This is a genomic window from Nocardiopsis changdeensis, from assembly GCF_018316655.1.
Lineage (GTDB): Bacteria > Actinomycetota > Actinomycetes > Streptosporangiales > Streptosporangiaceae > Nocardiopsis > Nocardiopsis changdeensis.
The window spans coordinates 674,198-692,959 of the sequence record NZ_CP074133.1; the positions used below are offsets into that span (position 1 = coordinate 674,198).

19 protein-coding genes and 1 pseudogene are annotated in these 18,762 nt (G+C 73.6%); 16 read left to right on the plus strand and 4 right to left on the minus strand.

All coding sequences use genetic code 11. From position 1 onward, the window contains the following. Positions 1-57: 57 nt before the first annotated feature. Positions 58-1,299: an MFS transporter gene (locus KGD84_RS03285; RefSeq protein WP_255647014.1), complete on the minus strand. Its 1,242-nt coding sequence runs from the start codon at positions 1,297-1,299 to the stop codon at positions 58-60. 318 nt (positions 1,300-1,617) lie between these two features. Here KGD84_RS03285 and KGD84_RS03290 point away from each other — a divergent pair, with 318 nt between their 5' ends. Continuing rightward, positions 1,618-2,379 carry an SDR family NAD(P)-dependent oxidoreductase gene (locus KGD84_RS03290; RefSeq protein ID WP_220564641.1) on the plus strand — a complete coding sequence of 254 codons (762 nt, stop codon included), beginning with the start codon at positions 1,618-1,620 and terminating at the stop codon, positions 2,377-2,379. Positions 2,380-2,452: 73 nt separating this feature from the next. Here KGD84_RS03290 and KGD84_RS03295 read toward each other — a convergent pair whose 3' ends face one another. After that, positions 2,453-2,719, minus strand: coding sequence for an HPr family phosphocarrier protein (locus tag KGD84_RS03295; protein ID WP_220564642.1), 267 nt, complete (start codon positions 2,717-2,719; stop codon positions 2,453-2,455). A 32-nt stretch (positions 2,720-2,751) separates the two neighbouring features. Next, entirely contained in the window at positions 2,752-3,705 is a 954-nt protein-coding gene (locus tag KGD84_RS03300; protein WP_220564643.1) for a 1-phosphofructokinase family hexose kinase, read from the minus strand. A 308-nt stretch (positions 3,706-4,013) separates the two neighbouring features. Between KGD84_RS03300 and KGD84_RS03305 the strand changes: the two genes are divergently transcribed. From KGD84_RS03305 to KGD84_RS03370, 14 genes and pseudogenes are all read left to right on the plus strand, one after another. Next, complete coding sequence (locus KGD84_RS03305; protein WP_220564644.1) at positions 4,014-4,775, plus strand: DeoR/GlpR family DNA-binding transcription regulator; 762 nt, start codon at positions 4,014-4,016, stop codon at positions 4,773-4,775. Between the two features lie 139 nt (positions 4,776-4,914). Next, positions 4,915-6,030 (plus strand): mannitol-specific PTS transporter subunit IIC, encoded by a 1,116-nt coding sequence (mtlA, locus tag KGD84_RS03310; protein WP_220564645.1) that lies wholly within the window; start codon positions 4,915-4,917, stop codon positions 6,028-6,030. Next, complete coding sequence (locus KGD84_RS03315; protein ID WP_220564646.1) at positions 6,027-6,335, plus strand: PTS lactose transporter subunit IIB; 309 nt, start codon at positions 6,027-6,029, stop codon at positions 6,333-6,335. Before mtlA ends, KGD84_RS03315 begins: the two co-directional genes overlap by 4 nt. Then, complete coding sequence (locus KGD84_RS03320; protein ID WP_220564647.1) at positions 6,325-6,780, plus strand: PTS mannitol transporter subunit IIA; 456 nt, start codon at positions 6,325-6,327, stop codon at positions 6,778-6,780. Before KGD84_RS03315 ends, KGD84_RS03320 begins: the two co-directional genes overlap by 11 nt. A 201-nt stretch (positions 6,781-6,981) precedes the next feature. After that, positions 6,982-8,022 carry a zinc-dependent dehydrogenase gene (locus KGD84_RS03325; RefSeq protein ID WP_220564648.1) on the plus strand — a complete coding sequence of 347 codons (1,041 nt, stop codon included), beginning with the start codon at positions 6,982-6,984 and terminating at the stop codon, positions 8,020-8,022. A 115-nt stretch (positions 8,023-8,137) separates the two neighbouring features. Next, a pseudogene (ptsP, locus tag KGD84_RS03330) lies at positions 8,138-9,816 on the plus strand (phosphoenolpyruvate--protein phosphotransferase). Positions 9,817-10,584: 768 nt separating this feature from the next. After that, positions 10,585-11,559 carry a LysR family transcriptional regulator gene (locus KGD84_RS03335; RefSeq protein ID WP_220564650.1) on the plus strand — a complete coding sequence of 325 codons (975 nt, stop codon included), beginning with the start codon at positions 10,585-10,587 and terminating at the stop codon, positions 11,557-11,559. Positions 11,560-11,868: 309 nt separating this feature from the next. Continuing rightward, on the plus strand, positions 11,869-13,002 hold the full coding sequence (locus KGD84_RS03340; protein ID WP_220564651.1) for an ABC transporter substrate-binding protein: 1,134 nt from the start codon (positions 11,869-11,871) through the stop codon (positions 13,000-13,002). After that, a complete protein-coding gene (locus KGD84_RS03345; RefSeq protein WP_220564652.1) occupies positions 12,999-13,850 on the plus strand; it encodes an ABC transporter permease in 852 nt (283 codons plus the stop codon). Before KGD84_RS03340 ends, KGD84_RS03345 begins: the two co-directional genes overlap by 4 nt. Then, positions 13,850-14,722, plus strand: a complete 873-nt coding sequence (locus KGD84_RS03350; RefSeq protein ID WP_255647017.1) for an ABC transporter permease — start codon at positions 13,850-13,852, stop codon at positions 14,720-14,722. The genes KGD84_RS03345 and KGD84_RS03350 overlap by 1 nt, the downstream gene beginning before the upstream one ends. Next, a complete protein-coding gene (locus KGD84_RS03355) occupies positions 14,719-15,501 on the plus strand; it encodes an ABC transporter ATP-binding protein (RefSeq protein WP_220564653.1) in 783 nt (260 codons plus the stop codon). Before KGD84_RS03350 ends, KGD84_RS03355 begins: the two co-directional genes overlap by 4 nt. After that, complete coding sequence (locus KGD84_RS03360; RefSeq protein WP_220564654.1) at positions 15,491-15,826, plus strand: hypothetical protein; 336 nt, start codon at positions 15,491-15,493, stop codon at positions 15,824-15,826. Before KGD84_RS03355 ends, KGD84_RS03360 begins: the two co-directional genes overlap by 11 nt. Further along, positions 15,823-16,575 carry an SDR family NAD(P)-dependent oxidoreductase gene (locus KGD84_RS03365; RefSeq protein ID WP_255647018.1) on the plus strand — a complete coding sequence of 251 codons (753 nt, stop codon included), beginning with the start codon at positions 15,823-15,825 and terminating at the stop codon, positions 16,573-16,575. Before KGD84_RS03360 ends, KGD84_RS03365 begins: the two co-directional genes overlap by 4 nt. 24 nt (positions 16,576-16,599) lie before the next feature. Next, a complete protein-coding gene (locus KGD84_RS03370; RefSeq protein ID WP_220564655.1) occupies positions 16,600-17,097 on the plus strand; it encodes a 2,4'-dihydroxyacetophenone dioxygenase family protein in 498 nt (165 codons plus the stop codon). A gap of 79 nt (positions 17,098-17,176) precedes the next feature. On the opposite strand, the gene KGD84_RS03375 is transcribed toward KGD84_RS03370, so the two are convergent. Then, complete coding sequence (locus KGD84_RS03375) at positions 17,177-18,367, minus strand: MFS transporter (RefSeq protein ID WP_220564656.1); 1,191 nt, start codon at positions 18,365-18,367, stop codon at positions 17,177-17,179. 151 nt (positions 18,368-18,518) lie between these two features. Between KGD84_RS03375 and KGD84_RS03380 the strand changes: the two genes are divergently transcribed. Continuing rightward, positions 18,519-18,680: a hypothetical protein gene (locus tag KGD84_RS03380; RefSeq protein ID WP_220564657.1), complete on the plus strand. Its 162-nt coding sequence runs from the start codon at positions 18,519-18,521 to the stop codon at positions 18,678-18,680. Positions 18,681-18,762 lie beyond the last annotated feature (82 nt).

Sequence of the window (18,762 nt, forward strand, 5' to 3'; positions counted from 1 at the left end):
CGACCACGTACACGGGCAGGGTAGACGACGCCGCGGCGGGGGACCGGGGCCGGACGGTCATTCCGCGGGTTCGGACTCCTGCGCCCGTGCTCCCTCCCGAGGGTCGAAGAAACGGCGCGATTCGGGAAAGGCGTACGCCAGCGGTATCACCGCCAGGGAGCCGGCCGCGGAAACCGCCAGAACGGCGACCATCGCGGATTCCAGTCCCCACACATCCCACGCCCATCCGAAAACGGCGTACGTCGCACCGATCACGGCCAATCCGAGGAACGACATCACCGAGAAAAGCGTATTCCGCGCCTCGTCGCTGTACATGAGGTGCTCCCACGCCACGAACAGCGCCTGGGCCAGCCCGAGCAGGAATTCGGCCAGCACCAGCCCCACGAGCAGCGGCAGCGCGCCCCAGGCCACCAGGAACAGCGGAACGGCGGTGGCGACCGCCGACGCCGGGGCCCACAGGTGCGGGTTGCGCGGGTCGACGAAGCGGGAGCAGGCCGCCCCCAGCGCCAGGGCCAGGGTCATGCCGAGCAGGACCAGGCCGTTGAACCGGACGTCGCCCCCGTACTCCCGCGCCACCAGGGGCTGCCAGCAGATGACCAGCACCACCTTGGCCGGGGTCGAGCACAGGACCAGGGCGACCAGCGGCACGTAGCGCCGCCCCGCCAGGGCCGCCACCGACTCCCGGAGCAGCCCGGCGACCGAGACGTCCGGCCGTCCGGGGGAGCGCGGGAAGACCAGCGGCGCCACCGCCCCCAGGCCCACCAGCAGCACGCCCGCGGCCAGGATGAGCAGGTCGGCGGAGAGCCAGGTCCCGGCGACCAGCACCGAGGCGGCGCCCGCGACCCCGCCCAGCCGCGAGGAGACCTGCCCCCACCGGGTCAGCCGGGCGACCCGGGCGGTCCGGTCGCGGTCGCCGACCCGGTTGACCACCAGCGCGGTCAGGGTGCCGGTGTGCAGGTGGAAGCCCACCGACCACAGCACCGATCCGACCATGGTCGGGAGCAGTTCGTCGGCCCAGCCGAACAGGGCGAAACCCGCTCCCCAGACCACCAGGCCCAGCGACAGCAGCCGCCGGTGGCCGTAGCGGTCGCCCAGCGCCCCGCTGGGCGCCTCCGCCGCCAGCCCGAACAGGGTGCCCGCGGCGACCATGGCCCCCAGCATCCCGGGGTCGAGGCCGCGGCCGAGCAGAACGGTGATGAAAACCGCGCCGAAAGCGAAGTCCGCGGTGGTCGCGGCCAGGGAGAAAAGGGCGTATCGGCGGAGCAGGGGCGGTCGTGGGGGCGGTTCTCCCGAGTCCACACGGGTCCTTTCCGGAGGCGCGGTGCGCGCGGAAAAGGAAAAGGCCGTCGAGGGGCTTTCGATTCCGCGGCGGGCGTCCACGCTAGCACGCGGGAATTTCTCCGGACCATGGATTTTCGGGTGCCGCGCGGTCGGTCCGGGGCGGCGCGTGGAACAGCGGCGGGGACCGCGGCCGGGGGCCGTCCGGCCGTCCCGGCGCGGGGGGCGCGGCGACCCCCGGCGCGCGAATGTGCCGGAGGACACCGGGGGCGGCCGGGACTCCGCCCGGCGGGCCCGGATACGCTCGGCGCGACAGCGAAACCGCAGGAGGATGACCACATGACAGCGACCGCCGTCGTCACCGGTGCCAGCAGCGGTATCGGCGCCGCCACCGCCCGGGGCCTGGCCGCCCGGGGGTACGACGTGGTGCTCGTGGCCCGCCGCGCCGACCGCGTCGAGGAGCTGGCCGCCGAACTCGTCAAGGAGGGGCACAGCGCCCGCGCGTACGTCCTCGACGTCACCGACCGCGACGCCGTGGACGCCTTCGCCGCCGGGCTGCCCTCCTGCGACGTCCTGGTGAACAACGCGGGCGGCGCCATCGGGACCGAGACCGTCGCCGCCGCCGACCCCGCCGACTGGCGCGCCATGTACGAGGTCAACGTGCTCGGTGTGCTCAACATGACCCAGGCCCTGCTGCCGAAGCTCATCGGGAGCGGCGCGGGCACCGTCCTGGTGGTCAGCTCCGTGGCCGGACACGTCGTCTACGAGGGCGGCGGCGGATACGTCGCCGCCAAGCACGGCGCCCACACGCTGGCCGCCACCCTGCGCCTGGAGCTGTGCGGGCAGCCCGTCCGGGTCCTGGAGATCGCCCCGGGCATGGTCAAGACCGAGGAGTTCTCCCTCAACCGGCTGCGCGGCGACGCCGACGCGGCGGAGGCCGTCTACGAGGGCGTGCCCGACCCGCTCAGCGCGGAGGACGTCGCCGACACCATCGTGTGGGCGGTCACCCGGCCGCCGCACGTCAACATCGACCTGATGGTGGTCCGCCCGCGGGCCCAGGCCGCCCAGCACAAGGTCCACCGGGTGAAGCGGGAGGGCTGACCCGGCCCCGTACACGGCGGCGCCCGCCGCGCAGGACCCTGCGCGGCGGGCGCCGCCGTGAGCGTTCCGGGGTTCAGGCGTCCAGTTCGGAGGCCAGCAGCTCGGCCAGGGAGTCCAGGGCGGCGTCGGCGCCCTCGCCCTCGGCGGCGATGGTCACCTCGTCTCCGTGCCCGACCCCCAGGGTCATCACGGCGAGCAGGCTGCCCGCGTTCACCGGGTCCTTGCCCGCCGCGGCGACGGTCACGGGCAGGCCGGTGGCGGTGGCCGCCTGGACGAAGAGGGTGGCGGGTCGCGCGTGCAGTCCTTGGGCGGAACCGACGGCTACGGTGCGCTGGGGCATCTGCTGCTCCTTGTGAGGGGTGGACGGACCGGTCAGGGCCGGTCGGCGAGCGAGTCGAGGGGCCGGGAGGGGTCGGGTTCGGACACCACCTCGACGGCGTCCGGCTCGACGTCGTCGGGGGCGGGGATGGTCGTTCCGGGCAGGGACACCGCCGCGGTCCCCCAGGCCACCGCGTTGCGCAGGCGGTCGACCGGGGAGTCGGCGGGGGTGAGGAACCCGGCGAGGGCGCAGTCGCCCGCGCCCACGGTGCTGCGGGTGCGGACCCGGGGGCCGCGCGCCCACCACGTGTGTTCGGGCCCCACGAGTATGGCACCGTGCCCGCCCAGGGTCACGAGGGCGGAGCCGTTGCCGTGGGAGAGGAGCTCCCGGGCGGCGGCGGCGACCTCGCCGACGGTGGCGGGGGTGCGCCCGGTCAGCTCCGACAGCTCTTCCAGGTTGGGCTTGGCCAGGCCGATCGACCCCGCGCGCACCGCTGCCTCCAGGGGTTTGCCGGAGGTGTCCAGGGCCAGGGGCACCCCGTACCCGGCGGCCAGCCCGGCCACCCGCACGTAGAAGTCCTCGCCCGCGCCCGCCGGCAGGCTTCCGCTGGCCACGATCCATTCCGGGCGCTGCGCCAGCTCGTCCTCCAGGACGGCCAGCAGGGTGTCGGCCTCGGAGGGGGAGAGGGTGGGGCCCGGGGCGTTGACCTTGGTGGTGGTGCCGTCGGCCTCGGTGATCGCGATGTTGGCGCGGGTCTCGCCCTCGATGGGGACGGTGAGCCGCGGCAGGTCGCCGAGCAGGGCGGTGAGTTCGGCACCGCCGCCCCCGCCGACCGGGAGGATCGCACGCGTTTCCACGCCGGCCAGGTGCAGGGCCCGGGCGACGTTGACGCCCTTTCCGCCCGCCTGGGCGCGTGTGGCGTCGACCCGCAGGACCTCGCCCCGGATGAGGCGGTCCACCTCCAGGGTGTGGTCCACGCTCGGGTTGGGGGTGAGGGTCAGGATCATGGGAGCTCTTTTCGCGGTCGCTGCGCCCGGCCCGGTCCGGATGTTGGACTGCCTTTGATTATGTGTGTTCGTCTGCGTGTGTCAACACGGTTGTCCTCTGGTTTCCGGTTCGATGACCGGCTCCGGGGCGTGGCCGCCGAGGGTGCCGAGGCGTGCGGCCAGTGGCGATAGGGGTTCCGTGTCCTGGCGGCGGTGGCCGGATGTGGTCGTGGGGCCTTACTGGGATATTGGAGGAAGGTACCCCTTGTGTGTCCCAGGCAACACGATTAAACTCACCGAAAACCACACCGAAACACAGGTGATCCAACATGTACGCGGAAGAGCGCCAGCAGGCGATCCTCGAACGCGCCCGCCGGGACGGCCGGGTCGACGTGACGGGGCTCGCCGCGGAGTTCGACGTCACCTACGAGACCATCCGGCGGGACCTCACGGCGCTGGAGCGCCACGGGGTCCTGCGGCGGGTCCACGGCGGCGCGATCCCCGTCGAGCGCCTGGGCTTCGAGCCCGCGCTCAACGTGCGCGACTCCGTGATGACCCAGGAGAAGGAGCGGATCGCCAAGGCCGCGATCGAAGAACTCCCGGAGGAGGGGGCGATCCTCCTCGACGCGGGGTCCACCATCGGACGCCTCGCCGAGCAGCTGCCCGCCGACCGGGAACTCACCGTCGTCACCAACTCCCTCTCCATCGCCCTCACCCTCACCACGCGCACCAACATCAACCTGATGTTCCTCGGCGGCCGCCTGCGCACCCGGACGCAGGCCACCGTCGACGCGTGGGCCCTGAGGTCGCTGGCCGAGTCCTTCGTGGACGTCGCCTTCATGGCCACCAACGGCATCTCCGTCGAACGCGGGCTCACCACGCCCGACCCGGCGGAGGCCGAGGTGAAGCGCTCCATGATCGCCTCGGCCCGGCGCGCCGTCCTCCTCGCCGACCACACCAAGGTCGGCAACGACCACTTCGCCCGATTCGCCTCCGTCGAGGACCTGGACCTGGTCATCACCGACCAGGGTCTCGCCGGGGGCCTCGCCGACGAACTGGAGGCCGCCGGACCCTCGGTCCGGGTGGTCTGACCAGGACCGGCGCCCGTCCGACCGAGGTGCGCGGCCCCTCCCGCCGCACCTCCCCGTCCAGCCGGCCGGGCGCCCCGCCCACACCACACCACCGCAGGCGCGGCCCAGGCCCGCCGCACCTCCCAGGAGGTCCCCCAACATGTCCACCGAACAGCGGCAGAGCACGGCGCTCGCCTCGGCCCGGTCCGGAGTCCAGCGCTTCGGCGGGTTCCTCTCGGGCATGGTCATGCCCAACATCGGCGCGTTCATCGCCTGGGGCCTGATCACCGCCCTGTTCATCCCCACCGGCTGGTGGCCCAACGAGTACCTGGGCCAGCTGGTGGATCCGATGATCAAGTTCCTGCTCCCGCTGCTCATCGCCTACACCGGCGGCACCATGGTGCACGGCCAGCGCGGCGGTGTCGTCGGCGCGGCGGCCACCATGGGCGTGATCGTCTCCGCGGACATCCCGATGTTCCTGGGCGCGATGATCATGGGCCCGCTCGCCGCGTACCTCATGAAGCAGGCCGACAAGCTGATCCAGCCGCGCATCAAGGCCGGCTTCGAGATGCTCGTCAACAACTTCAGCGCGGGCATCCTCGCCGCCCTCCTCGCGGTGGTGGGCGCCTACGCCGTCGGCCCCGTCGTGGGCCGCATCGCCGACGCGCTCGGCGCCGGGGTGCAGTTCCTCATCGACAACAGCCTGCTGCCGCTCGTCTCGGTGATCGTCGAGCCCGCGAAGGTGCTGTTCCTCAACAACGCCATCAACCACGGCGTGTTCACCCCGCTGGGCACCGCCCGCTCCGCCGCCGACGGCAGCGCGATCGAGTTCCTCATCGAGACCAACCCCGGCCCCGGCCTGGGCATCCTCATCGCCTGCATGCTCTTCGGCCCGCGGATCAGCCGCGCCACCGCGCCCGGCGCGATCATCATCCACTTCTTCGGTGGAATTCACGAGATCTACTTCCCGTACATCCTCGCGCAGCCCAAGCTGATCCTGGCCGCCATCGCCGGCGGGATGTCGGGTGTGGCCACCTTCATGGTGATGGACGCGGGCCTGATCTCGGCGGCCTCCCCGGGCAGCATCATCGCCCTGATGGCCGTCACCCCGCCCGGCGGGCACCTGTCCGTCCTGGCCGGCGTCATCGTCGCCACCGCGGTGTCCTTCGTGGTCGCCTCGCTCCTGCTCGGCTTCGGCCGGGCCGAGCGCAAGGCCGCCCGCGAGGAGGCCGCCGCCCAGAAGAACTCCGCGAGCACTGAGGAGAACGTCGCATGAGCAGCATCAAGGGTTCCGATGTCAAGAAGGTCGTCGTGGCCTGCGACGCCGGGATGGGCAGCAGCGTCCTGCTGACCACCCAGCTCAGGGGCAGCCTGGGCAAGTACGGGGTGTCCGTCGAGCACGCCCCCGTGGACCGCATCCCCGAGGACGCCGACCTGGTCCTGACCCAGGAGGGCCTGGCCGCCCGCGCCCGCACCCGTGTTCCGGGCACCGTGGTCAAGGGTTTCCGGATGTTCCTGGGCGACCCCGTCTTCACCGAGGTCGAGAGCGCCATCAGGGACGGTGGCACCCTTGCCGACTGAACCCGCCCGGCTGGTCCTGACCGAGGACGCCGTCCGACTGGGCCGCACCGCGAAGGACCGGGCCGACGTCATCGACCAGTGCGGGGAACTGCTCCTGGAACTCGGCGCGGTCGACCCCGGCTACCTGCCCGCCATGCACGAGCGCGAGGCGTCGGTGTCCACCTTCCTCGGGGAGGGGGTCGCCATCCCGCACGGGACCGACCCGTCCCGGGTCCACGTCAAGAGGACCGGGCTGGCCGTGATCCAGTTCCCCGAGGGGGTCGACTGGGGCGGGTCCACCGTCCACGTCGCCATCGGCATCGCCGCGACCGGTGAGGAGCACCTGGGCATCCTCACCGCCCTGGCCGGGGTCCTGACCGACCCCGAGAAGGCCGCCCGGCTGCGCGGGGCCACCGACCCCGCCGACGTCGTCGGGCTCCTCGACCCGCCCGCCGCGGACGGCTGACCCGGCGGGCCGCCGGGGCCCGGCCGTCCTCCCCGCCCGTCCGACCACTCCCCGGACGGGCGGGGACCGTCCGTCCCACCGGCCGCCCGCCGCCCACCACCCGGACGCCCACGGCGCGGCGTCCCCGCTCACCGAAACCCACCGGTGCGGTCGTTCCCGCGCGGACGACCCCGTGCCGGACCGCATCCTGAAAGGCCGAACATGCTCGTCGCCCGCTTCTACGCACCCGGTGACCTCCGCCTCGAACAGGCACCTGAGCCCACCGCAGGACCCGGGCAGCTCAAGATCGCCGTCGTCAACTGCTCCACCTGCGGTACCGACGTCAAGATCTTCCGCCACGGGCACCACCACATCGACCCGCCCCGGGTCATCGGCCACGAGATCGCCGGCCGCGTCGTCGAGGTCGGCGACGGGGTGGAGGGCTGGGCCGAGGGCGACCGGGTCCAGATCATCGCCGCCATCCCGTGCGGCACCTGCGCCGAGTGCGGCGACGGCCGGTTCACCGTGTGCTCGCGCCAGCAGTCCATGGGCTACCACTACGACGGCGGCTTCGCCGAGTACATGGTCGTCCCCGAGGCGGTGCTGGCCGTCGACGGCGTCAACCGCATCCCCGAGGGCCTGGACTACGCCGAGGCCTCCGTCGCCGAACCGCTCGCCTGCGTCCTCAACGGCCAGGAGATCGCCGGGGTCGGCGAGGGCGACACCGTCGTGGTCATGGGCGCCGGGCCCATCGGCTGCCTGCACGTCCGCCTGGCCCGCGCCAAGGGCGCGAAGAAGGTGTACCTGGTGGACGTCAACCGGGGCCGCCTGGACATGTCCGCGCGGATCGTCGGGCCCGACGCCGCCATCTGCGGCGAGGAGGTCGACGCGGTGGAGGAGGTGCTGCGCCTGACCGACGGCCGCGGCGCGGACGTGGTCATCACCGCCGCCGCCTCCGGCCGCGCCCAGGAGGACGCCCTGAAGATGGTCGCCCGCAGCGGCCGGATCAGCTTCTTCGGCGGGCTGCCCAAGGACAACCCGATCATCTCCCTGGACTCCAACCTCGTCCACTACCGGGAGATCTCCATCTTCGGCGCCAACGGCTCCAGCCCCGAGCACAACAAGCGCGCCCTGGAGCTCATCGCCTCCGGCGCCGTGCCCGTCGCCGACCTGATCACCGAGCGGATGGCGCTGTCCGACGTGCACAAGGCCATCGAGACCGTGGCCGCCGGGACCGCCATCAAGGTGACCATCCAGCCCTGACCCGTCCACAGGCCGGGAGTAGGGGCTACCGAGATCGGCCCCGCTGGGGTTCCCTGTTAGGGGGACCCCTCCCGGCCCGCCCCGGCCCACCCACTCACCGACCCACGGAGCGACCATGGCGCACACCCGATCCCTCTCCTCCCTCGGCGGCATCCCGGCGGCGCCGGGCGCGGCGGTCGGCCCGGTGGCGCGCATGGCGCCCCCGCCGCGCCTGCCCGACCACCGCCCCGCGGCGGGGACCCCGGCGCCGAGGCGGAGGCCGCCCGCGCGTCCCTGGAGGAGGTGGCGGCCGGGCTCGACGCCCAGGCCGCCGGCCTCGGCGGAGAGGCCGCGGCGGTGCTCGGCGCCCAGGCCCTGATGGCCCGCGACCCCGAGCTGGCCCGCCGGGTCGGCGAGCGGGCCGCCGCGGGCGACCCGGCCGCCTGGGCGGTGCACGCCGCCTGCGAGACCTACCGCGACCTGCTCAAGGCCGCCGGCGGCTACCTCGCCGAGCGCGCCGCCGACCTCGCCGACATCCGCGACCGGGCGGTGGCCCTGCTGCTGGGGCTGCCCATGCCGGGCCTGCCGGACCCGGGCGTCCCGCACGTGCTGGTCGCCGACGACCTCGCCCCCGCCGACACCGTCCACCTGGACCCGGCCAGGGTCCTGGGGATCGTCACCCGGTACGGCGGGCCCACCAGCCACACCGTCATCCTCTCCCGCTCGCTGGGCATCCCGGCGGTGGTCGGCTGCGGGGGAGCCGACACCCTCGCCGACGGCACGGTGGTGGCGGTCGACGGCGACACGGGCTCCGTGGTCGCCGACCCGGACGAGGCCCTCGTGCAGCGGGTGCGCCGGCGCGCCGAGCAGCGGCGCGCCCTGGCGGAGTCGGCCACCGGGCCGGGGGCCACCGCCGACGGGGTGTCCGTCCCGCTGCTGCTCAACATCGGGGAGGGGGACCCGGAGTCGGCCGCCGCCCACGACAGCGAGGGGGTGGGGCTGCTGCGCACCGAGTTCCTGTTCCTGGACCGCACCGAGCCGCCCACCCGCGAGGAGCAGACCGCCTCCTACATCCGGCTGTTCTCGGCCTTCTCCGGGCGCCCGATCACCGTGCGCACCCTGGACGCGGGCTCGGACAAGCCGCTGGCCTTCGTCCCGATGGGCGCGGAGGACAACCCGGCTCTCGGGGTGCGCGGCTACCGCACCGCCCGGATGCACCGCGAGCTGCTGGTGGACCAGCTCGCCGCCATCGCGGCGGCGACCAAGGAGACCGGGGCCGACGTCCGGGTGATGGCGCCGATGGTGTCCACGCCCAGGGAGGCGGGGGAGTTCGCCGACCTCGCCCGCGCCCAGGGGGTGACCCGGGTGGGGGTGATGATCGAGGTCCCCGCCGCGGCGCTGCTCGCCGACCGGCTGCTGTACGAGGTGGACTTCGTGTCCATCGGCACCAACGACCTCGCCCAGTACACGATGGCCGTCGACCGCACCCTGGGCTCGCTGCCGGACCTGCTGGACCCGTGGCAGCCGGCGCTGCTGTCCCTGATCGGCACCGTGGGCAAGGCGGGCGACCACCTGGGCGTCCCGGTGGGCGTGTGCGGTGAGGCCGCCGCCGACCCGCTGCTGGCCCTGGTCCTGGTGGGCCTGGGGGCGACGAGCCTGTCGATGTCGGCCCCCGCCCTGCCGGGGGTGCGCCACGCCCTGGCCGGCCACAGCCTGGACGAGTGCCGCCGCCTGGCCCACCTCGCCCTGGCGGCCGCGGGGGCGGGCCAGGCCCGTGAGGCCGTCCGGTCGGCCGCCCGCACCGAGACGCCGTGACCGCCGCTGCGGCGGGGGAGCGGGCCCCGTCGCAGCGGCCGGACGCTGTGGCCGTGCCCCCGCCGCAGCCCCGCCCCCCGCGCCCGGACGCCGGACCGCTCCGGCGGTCGTGTCGGCGGCCTCCGCCCGGGGCGGTGTCCCGGGGCCGGACCGCACCACGGCCCGTTCCGGTGAACGTGCCTGCCGCCTCTGCCCGGGGCGGTGGTCCGGTCGTGCCGTGGTGAACAGGGCGCCGGGGACGTTCCCCCGGGGCCGGACTGCACCACGGCCCGTTCCGGCCGCCTCCGCCCGGGTGGGCGCGCGGTGGTGAGGAGGGCTCCGGCAACGGGCCACCGGGGGCGTGTCCCGGACGCCGGACCGCTCCGGCCTCTCCGCGCGGGGAGGAGTCCCGGGGGCGGACCCTGCCGCGCGCCGTTCCGGCCGCGGAGCCCCCACCGCCCCCGATGGGCGGTGGACCCCGATCGTCGCGGTGGTGCGACCCGGCCGTGGGACCGGCCCGGGGCACCGGCCGCGACCCGGGGCGCCGTTCGCCTGACCGGGCGGCGCCCCCGCGGCGGGGGCGGCCTGGAAACCGCTCCCGCCGCCTCTGATCAGCGGTTCGGCGGGGAACGGCGGGCCGGATGGGAGTATCAGGAGAACCAATAGTCCGGGGGGAAATGGTACTCGGTTCCCTGTGTCGAGGGTTACACCCTGTTTTTGGGTGTATACGCGTTTTGTATCCTGCGTAACACCAGCCCCAGCGACAACTTTATACGGGAGCGAATCCGCATGCTCGACACGGACATACGTCTGGAATGGTTCGTATCCTTCCTGGCCGTGATCGACACCGGGAGTTTCGTCGCCGCAGCCGAGTCCACCCGGCGGTCCCAGCCCCGGGTGAGTCAGCACGTGGCGGCACTGGAACGGGAGATCGGACAACCCCTCTTCGACCGAAAGAAGCGCCCGGTCCGGCTCACCGAGGCGGGCGCGGCCCTGGCCGTGCAGGCCCGCAACGTCCTCCACGCCCTGGAGGAGGCGGAGTCGGCGATGGCGCCCTGGCGCGGCGGCGCCCTGGGCATCGTCTCGCTGGGCTCCTACCCCAGTGTCAGCGCGGCCTTCGTCCCCGACCTGCTGCGCGACCTGGCCGACCGTGAGCCCGACATCAGGGTGATCCTGTCCGAGCGCGCCACCCTGGAGCTGGACGAGGCCCTCATCGCCGGCGACGTCGACCTCTACCTGCGGCCCATGCTCCCCCGGCCCGCCTCGGAGTCCGTCAACTGCCTGCCCCTGTGGCGCGAGCCCCTGGTGGTCGTGCACGCCGAGGGCCACCCGCTGGACCTGGTCCCCGACCCCGTCCCGCTGGACGAGGTGGCCGCGCACCCCATCGTCTCGATCGGCCGCCTGGACGCCCCGGAGACCTCCGAGTTCGAGACCTACCAGGTGTTCCGCGACCACGGGCTGGCCATAGAGCCGGTCCAGGCCACCAACCAGCCCCAGACGCTGGTGTCCCTGGTCGCCCGGGGGATCGGCGTCGGCGTCACCAACTGGCTGGCGGCCCACACGGCCGACACCACCGGGGTCCGGGTGCGGTCGCTGGCCGGGGCGCCCGAGCGCGGCGTGGCCGTGTGCTGGGACTCCACCCGGCCCCTCACCCCCGCCGCGCGGATCGTCCTGAAGGAGATCTCGGAGAGGAAGGTTCCCGAGGGAACCATTCGTATCCCGAATAAAGCGGGTGTCCGGCGCGAGGTCCCCAGGCCCCGCTGAGCCCCTCTCCGCAGGTCCGCGCCGTCAGTATTCGGCTTGCTGATATCCCCATAAGGGAATTGCTCTTAACGGTCCCCCCGATATCTCGGTACGGTCGTGGGCGACGGCGCGAGGAGGATTCGCCAGGTCACCACCCTGACCCGCCCCCCGCACCTAAACCCACCCCGTCCCTTCCCCGACCCCCTGCGTTCCGGCCCTGTCGCGTTCTCCGAGCCGGGCGACCTCCCCAGGTCCCCCGCCCGTTCGCGGACGCGTCGTCCCCGTGCGCCCGCGCGAGGGTGTTCGGTCGAGCGAACCGGAAGTTGTCCCATGCCCCGACCCCTTCTTGCCCCCCTCGCCCTCGCGAGCACGCTCGTCCTACTGGCCACGGCCTGCTCCGGAGGATCCACCGTCGACGACGCGGTGGAGGGCGCGGCCGAGCCCGTCAGCGGCTCGCTGAACGCCGGCTACGTCTCGGCCATCGACCAGATCGGCCTCCCCGTCGGCACCGAACTCGGCCTGTTCGAGGAGCAGGGCCTCGACGTCACGCTCGCCGACCCGTTCCCCACCGGCGTGGACGCCATCAACGCCCTGTCCGCGGGGGAGGTCGACATCATCCAGGTCGGCGTCCCCGCCCTGGCCGCCGCCCAGGAGGGCGTGGAGCTGGCCCTGGTCGGCAACTACACCGGCTCCGCGGTCCAGCGCAGCGTGGACGAGACGGCCGCGATGGTCGCCGTCGAGGACTCCGGCATCGACCCCGAGGACCTGAGCACCCTCGAGGGCGCCACGATCGCCACCACCTTCGGTTCCATCAACCACCTGTACCTGCTGGGCCTCCTCAAGGACCTGCGGATCGACGTGGAGGACGTGGAACTGGTCAACACCGCCCCGCCGGACATGCCGGTCGCCCTGGAGACCGGCGGCGCGGACGCCGCGGTCATCTGGGACCCCTGGCCGATCACCATCCAGGACCAGGTCGAGGGCACCTACGAGGTGGTCCGCGGCGGCGGCTACATCCCCTTCATCGGGTACATCGTCACCACCCCGCAGTACCTGGAGGAGAACCCGGAGCTGGTCGAGGCCTTCCTCACCGGCCGCGCCGCCGCCGACCAGTGGATCCGGGAGAACCCCGAGGACGCCGCGGACTCCGCCTCCCGGTGGCTGACCGGCACCGACCCCGAGGTCGCCCTGGCCGCCATGGAGTACAACGTCGAGCAGCTCGACGCCCGCTTCTCCTCCTGCAACTACCTGGCGATGGACACCGTCGCCCTCCTGCTGGAGGAGCAGGAGGCCCTGGAGTACGCCTTCGACATCAACGAGCTGTTCGTCCCGGGCCCGATCCTGTCGGTGGAGGAGAAGAACCCGGAGCTCTTCTCCGACCTGGCCGAGGTGCCCACCGACGCCCGCATCGAGGCCGACTACACGTTCATCCGCGAGGTAGCGCAGAACTCGTGCGCGGTATGAGCGAAACCCCCGTCCGGGGCACCGCCCCGGCGGCGCCCCGTCCCGGTGCGGCCGTTCCACGCCGCGGCCGCACCGGGTCGTGGGCCGCGGACCTCGCCTGGTTCGTGGTCCCGCTGGCGGTCCTGGTGGCCCTGTGGGCGGCGGCCGTCGCCGCCACCGGGGTCCCCCCGCGGGTCTTCCCCCAGGTCACGGATGTGGCCCGGGCCCTGTGGGACATGGCCGTCAGCGGCGAGCTGGCCCGGCACCTGGGCGCCAGCCTCTACCGGGTCATGGTGGGCTCGGTGATCGCCGTCGCCACCGCCCTGCCCTTCGGGATCGCCCTGGGCGCCAGCCGCGCCCTGTCGGCGTTCTTCTCGCCGCTGCTGCGGTTCTCGGTGGCGCTGGCGGGCATCGCCTGGATCCCCATCGCCACCCTGTGGCTGGGCTACGGCGACGGCGCGGTGATCTTCATCGTCTGGAACGCGATGTTCTTCGCGCTCGCCTACAACACCATGCTGGGCGTGCGCCGCATCCCGACCTCGCTGCTGCGCTCGGCCCGCTCCCTGGGGGCGGGTCCGTGGCGGCTCTTCTGGGAGGTGCTGCTGCCCGGGGCGATGCCCAGCGTCATCTCGGGCCTGCGCATCGGCCTGGGCTACGGCTGGCGCGGCCTGGTCGCGGCGGAGATCATCGCGACCCACGCCGGCCTGGGCTACACGCTCTTCCTGGCCCAGACCTCGTTCTCGACCGACGTCATCATCGCCGCGATGGTGATCATCGGCGTCCTGTGGCTCTGCACGGACCGGCTGCTGCTCGCCCCGCTCGAACGGCGCACGGTCCGGCGCTGGGGCATGACCTCCGGGGAGGGGTGATGGCGGTGCGCTCCGCCGAACGCACGCGGCCGCCGGGTCCCGGCCGGCCCGCCCGCGCCCCGGCCCCGCCGCTGAGGCGGCTGTGGCTGCGGCTGACCCGCAGCCCGGTCTTCCGCACGCTGGGGCCCTTCGTCCCCGTGGTCGCCCTGTGGTGGCTGATCGCGGAGCTGGAGGTGTTCCCGCCCGCGTTCTTCGTCGGCCCCGACAGGGTGGTCGCCGAGTTCGCCGAGCTGCTCCGCAAGGGCGTGCTGCCCGGCTACCTGTCCGACTCGCTGGAGCGCCTGGGCTACGGCGCCGGGTTCGGCCTGCTCATCGGCATCCCCATGGGGTTCCTGACGGCGCTGTCCCTGCGGGTGCGCAAGGCGCTGTGGCCGGTCCTGCTGTTCTTCCAGGCGATCGCCGACATCGCCTGGCTGCCGATCGTCATCGTCTGGTTCGGGTTCAGCCTGACCTCGGTCACGTTCGTCATCGTCTACACGGTCGTGTTCCCGCTCATGCTCGCCGTGGTCTCCGGGGTCGAGCAGGTGCCCCGGGAGCTGGTGCTGGCGGCCCGCTCGCTGGGCGCCGGACGCCTGCGGGTGTTCTGGGAGGTGACCGTGCCGGGCGCGCTGCCGTCCATCGCCACCGGTGTGCGCACCGGGCTGGGCTACGGGTGGCGGGCGCTGGTGGCCGCCGAGATCATCGTCGGCACCAGCGGAATCGGGTTCATGATGTTCGACGCCCGCCGGGTAGGGGACGTGAGCCAGGTCTTCCTCGGCATGGTCGTGCTGGGGATCCTCTGGTACATGCTCGACGCCCTCATCCTGGCGCCGTTCGAGAAGGCCACCGTGGAACGGTGGGGATTGGTGCGCGGCATGGAGGACGACGGATGACCGCCCTGGTGATCGACCACCTGGAGAAGACCTACACCGACGCCTACACCGGGGACGAGGTCGTGGCCATCGGCGACGTCTCCTTCTCGGTGTCCGAGGGCGAGTTCGTGTCCGTCCTGGGCCCCAGCGGCTGCGGCAAGACCACCGTCCTGAACACGGTCGCCGGGTTCGTCCGGCCCACCTCGGGAACGGTGTCCGTGGCCGGGAACCCGGTCACCGGACCGGGCCCCGACCGGGGCGTCGTCTTCCAGAACCACGCCCTGTTCCCGTGGAAGACCGTGCTCGGCAACGTGGTCTTCGGCCTGCGCATGAAGGGCATGTCCCGGCGCGAGCGCGAGGAGCGCGGCCGCGAGCACCTGGCCCTGGTCGGCCTCGAGGGCTTCGAGCGCCGCTACCCGCACGAGCTGTCCGGCGGCATGCGCCAGCGCCTCGGGGTTGCCCGGGTGCTGGCCACCGAGCCCGCCGTGATGCTCATGGACGAGCCGTTCGCCAGCATCGACGCCCAGACCCGGCGCCGCCTCCAGGAGGACCTCACCCGGATCTTCGAGTCCCGCCGCCCCACGGTGTTCTTCGTGACCCACGACATCGACGAGGCGGTGTTCCTCTCCGACCGGATCGTCGTCCTGTCGGGGCGGCCCAGCACGGTCCGGGAGATCGTCGACGTCGAGCTGCCCCGGCCCCGGTCCTGGGACGCGGCCGTGGACGACCCGGGGTTCCGTGCCACCGTCGCCCACGTCAACGGCCTGCTGGCCGAGGGCGAGGCGGCCGATGTGGAGTAGAGCGGCGGCCTCGCCCACCCTGCGCCGGATCGCCGTCCTCGTCCTGGCGGTCCTGCTCTACCAGGGCTGGCTCACCTTCCAGGCGGTCGGCAAGGCCGAGCCCGGGCTGGGCGACAGCCCCGACGAGCGCGGCCGCTTCCCGGTGGACGTGGTCCTGGGCTTCCCGCCCGAGCGGTACCACATCCTGCGGTTGCAGGACCACGGCCGGATCGCCGGGACCGACGGCACCACCGTCCACCTGCGCGGGGTGTCCCCCGCCGGGGTGGACGCCCTGGCCCGCGAGTACTGGATCGACGCGCTCGCCATTCCCGAGGAGGAGCGTTGACCCCCGACGCCCCCCACCACCCCCGAGAGGAGCCCATGGCCGAGAACCCCTCCCCGGCCGTCGTCGTGGTCGGCGGGACCAGCGGCATCGGGGCGGCCGTCGCCGCCCGGTTCGCCGCCCGCGGCCACCGGGTCGCGGCCTGCGGTCTGCGCGCCGCCGACGCACCGGCCGACCTGCGCGGGAACGCCGAGGTCACCGAGCTCGACGTCACCGCGCCCGGTGCGATCGAGGAGTACCTGGCGGCCTTCGCCGAGGTCTCGGTGCTGGTCAACGCGGTCGGCGTGATCCGCCGCCGCGAGGAGTTCGACCCGGCCGTGTTCGCCAGGGTCATCGAGGTCAACCTCGTCTCGGTCATGCGGGCCTGCACCGCTGCACGGCCCGCCCTGGCCGCGGCGGGCGGCAGCGTCGTCAACGTCGCCTCGATGCTGAGCTTCTTCGGCGGCCCCCTGGTGCCCGGCTACACCGCCAGCAAGGGCGGCGTCGCCCAGCTCACCCGCTCCCTGGCCGTGGCCTGGGCGGCCGACGGCATCCGGGTCAACGCCGTCGCGCCGGGGTGGATCAGCACCGACCTGACCGGCGGCATCCGCACCGACCCCGCCGCCGAGGCCCGGATCCTGGACCGCACGCCCATGGGCCGCTGGGGGACCCCCGCCGAGGTCGCGGGCGCGGTGGAGTTCCTGTGCGGGCCCGACGCCGGGTTCATCACCGGCATCGTCCTGCCCGTCGACGGCGGCTACCTGGCCGCCTGACCCCCTTCAGAGAAAGGCGCAGCCGTGCCCGACAACTCTCCCGTCATCTCCCAGTCCGTCGGCATCCCCGACGAGATCGCGGTCGCCGCGGTCCCGGAGGACCCGCGCGTATGGGTGCCGCAGGCGCCCAACGTGTGGTTCCGGCCGCTGATGCTCAACACCGTCACCGGGCAGTGGTGCAACCTGCTCAAGGTCACCGCCTCGGGGATCGTCTCCCGCCACCGCCACCCCGGCGCCGTGTTCGGGTACGTCATCGAGGGCCGCTGGCACTACTACGAGCACGACTGGGTGGCCGAGGCCGGGCACTTCGTCTACGAGCCGCCCGGCGAGATCCACACCCTGGCGGTCCCGGAGGACTGCGACCACATGGTCACCTTCTTCAACATCACCGGCGCGATGGTCTACGTCGACGAGAACGGTGCCCAGACCGGGTACGAGGACGTCTTCACCAAGATCGAGATGGCCCGCGCCCACTACGCCTCGGTGGGGCTGGACGGCTATCTGGAGCCGTTCATCCGTTGAGCCGGGGGCGGTCCGGGGGCGGGTGGGATCCCCCCGGGCCGAGGACCGGTTCCGGGGTGGTGGGATCCCCCGGAGCCGGTCATCTCCGCATGCCCGGAGTGAGCGCGTACACCGCCGCGCACGCGGCCGCGCACAGCAGTCCGCCCACGGCCATCGCGGCCCCCGCGCCCAGCAGCGGGGCGACCAGCCCGGCGCGGAAGTTCCCCAGGTCGGGGCCGGCCACACCGACCGCCTGCTCCAGGGCGCTCACACGGCCGCGGACGCTCTCGGGGACGGAGGCCTGCACGAGGGTGCCCCGGCTCACCACCGACCAGGTGTCGGCGGCGCCCGCCACCGCCAGTGAGGCCAGCAGCACCGCCAGGTGTCCGCTGAGCCCGGCACAGGCCAGGGCCAGGCCCCACACGCACGCGCTCACGGCCATCGCCGTACCGGGGCGGCCGTACCGGGTGACGGCCCCGCTGAACGCCAGCCCCGCCACACCGCCCACCGCGACGGCGCTGCCGAACAGGCCCAGGGTGGCCGGGTCGCCGCCGAACCTCTCCTGGTTGATCGCGGGGAACAGCGCCACCGGCATCGCCAGCACGGTGGCGGCCAGGTCCGTCAACAGGGCTCCGCGCACCGGCGGTGTCCGCACCGCGTACCGCAGCCCCTCGGCCATCGCCCCGAACCCCCGCGAGCGGCCCGCGGGAGGGACCGACAGCCCGCGCAGCCCGTACAGGGAGGCCGCGCTGCCCGCGATGTTGACCAGGAAGCACACTTCGCCCCCCGCCGCCGAGGCGAGCAGCCCGGCCAGGGCGGGTCCCGCGAGCATCCCCAGCTGGAGGGCCAGGCCGTTCAGGGCGATCGCGGGGGCGATGAGCCGGTCGCCGACCAGGGCGGGGACCATGGCCTGGCGCGCGGAGCGGCCCACTGCCAGGAGGACGGCGTTCAACCCCATCATCGCCAGGACCGCCGCCGCGGACCCCAGGTACGCGGCCGTCGCCAGGGCCACCGCCGCCGCGCACTGCGCGACGAGCGCGGCCCGGGCCAGCCGGGCGCGGTCGACGGTGTCGATGAACGCCATCCCGACGGGCACGGCCACGAACCACGCCACCGCGCCCACCAGGCCCAGCGCGCCCACCATCACCGTCGAGCGGGTCAGCTCCCACAGTGTGAAGGTCGCGGCGAACATCGTGAACTGGAGGGTCAGCGACGCGAGGGACGACCCGATCCAGAACCGGCGGAAGGGCGGTGCCTCCCGCAGCGGCGTCACGTCCAGCAGGAACCTCATCGCGGCGCCGAGGTGAGGCCGGGGGAGGCCAGGGGGGAGGGCATGCGCTCATCGTAGGAGCCCGCGCCGCCCCCCGGAAGGCGCTGCTAGCCTTTCCCGGCCGCCGGCGCCCGGTCGGCGGACCATCCTCCCACCCGATGGGGAATCGCCCGTGCGCGAACCCGTCCCGGTGGTCGAGCCGGGGCCGCTCACGACGGGGGCCGGGAGCCCCCTGTTCGGCCGGGGCGCCGCCTTCGACCCGCGCGTGTGGAAGCCGGTGGACCACACCGTCCTGGACAGCGGCGCGCTGTTCCCCACCTACGACCGGGCCTGACGCGCGGCGGTCCCCGCCCCCGGACCCCGGGCGGATCCGGTTTCCTCATTTCTCTTTATCCAGAGTGTTGACGAAGTCGTGT